Raw genomic sequence first — 1,402 nt, forward strand, 5'->3', positions numbered from 1 at the left:
GATATCAATGGGGTTTAAAAAAGATGACTCCTGTTCAATACAGAAATCATCTTCTTAAATCAGCGTAGACTTTTTTTTAGATTGTCCTTGACAAAGGGTACACATTAAATTGCTAGGCTTTTTTATTTCATAAGGGTGAATTTCTATCATAGATTAATACTATCTGTTTAGATTAAATGATTAAATTAGGTAAATATACTTGAAATTTTAGTCAAAAAAGTATAAAATAAATGACATAATAATAAATACTGTCGGATTAGGGGGGCAACTATATGAATTTTTTTAATGTAAGAAATAAAGAAACAGTTGTAAATAGTTATGTTTGAAATTAAAGTACCTGCCACAAGTGCAAATATGGGACCAGGGCTTGATACTCTTGGAGTTGCATTTAAACTTTATAATAAATTTATAGTTGAAGAGATAGAATCTGGCCTTGAAATTTTTGGGTGTAATCAAGAATTTGCAAACAATAATAACTTAGTTTATACTTCAATGTTAAAAACATTTAAAAAACTTCAAAAGAACCCAAAAGGTGTTAGATTAACTTTTAAAACGGAAATACCTGTTAGTGGAGGGCTCGGAAGTAGTGCTACATGTATATTGGCAGGAATTACAGCTGCTAATAAGTTATGTGGGGATGTTTTAACAAAACAGGAGGTCTTAAATTATGCTTGTGAAATTGAAGGACATCCGGATAATATTACTCCTGCAATGATTGGTGGTATGACTGTTTCAATTATGAATGGAGGAGCTAACCATTATAATAAAATTCCAATTAATGGAGGTATAAAATTTTGTGCGTTAATACCTAAGTTACAGTTGTCAACTAAGTCATCAAGAGCAGTGCTTCCAGAAACAATACCTTTTAAAGATGCGGTATATAATGTAGGTATGGTTTCAATGCTTATTGTAGCGCTTGTTAACGGTGATTATAAAGGGGTAAAGCTTGCTTGCAAAGATAAACTTCATCAGCCATATAGAATGGGATTAATTCAAAACTACAATGAAATTACAAGCTTTGTTAAAGACAGTGAAGCTTTAGGAGTTTTTCTTAGTGGTGCTGGACCAACAATTATGGTAATGCTTAAAAAGGACGATAGTAATACTGAAGGAAAACTAAAAAAATTTTTAAAGGGCTTATCAGGAAGTTGGGAAACTCTGAATCTAGAAATAGATGAGAATGGTCTAGAAATAGAAAACATCTAAAGAAAAATTTTAAATTATAGTAAGTTACTTGCAACTTACGTTACGTAATGGTGTATATTTAATTTATACAATTTATAAAATGTATAAAAAATAGGAGGTTTTTGTTATGATACCTTTATGTATACCAGAGATACGAGGCAATGAACTCAAATACGTAAAAGACTGTATAGATACTAATTGGGTATCTTCAGTAGGA

Annotated in this window: 1 protein-coding gene; it reads left to right on the forward strand. The window is 30.5% G+C overall.

Annotation, left to right across the window (positions count from 1 at the left end; all coding sequences use genetic code 11):
- Positions 1 to 318 precede the first annotated feature (318 nt).
- Complete coding sequence (thrB, locus tag KPL37_RS19450; RefSeq protein WP_216151712.1) at positions 319 to 1,206, forward strand: homoserine kinase; 888 nt, start codon at positions 319 to 321, stop codon at positions 1,204 to 1,206.
- Positions 1,207 to 1,402 lie beyond the last annotated feature (196 nt).

It is taken from the genome of Clostridium frigoris (assembly GCF_018861865.1).
Taxonomy (GTDB): Bacteria; Bacillota; Clostridia; order Clostridiales; family Clostridiaceae; genus Clostridium_AD; species Clostridium_AD frigoris.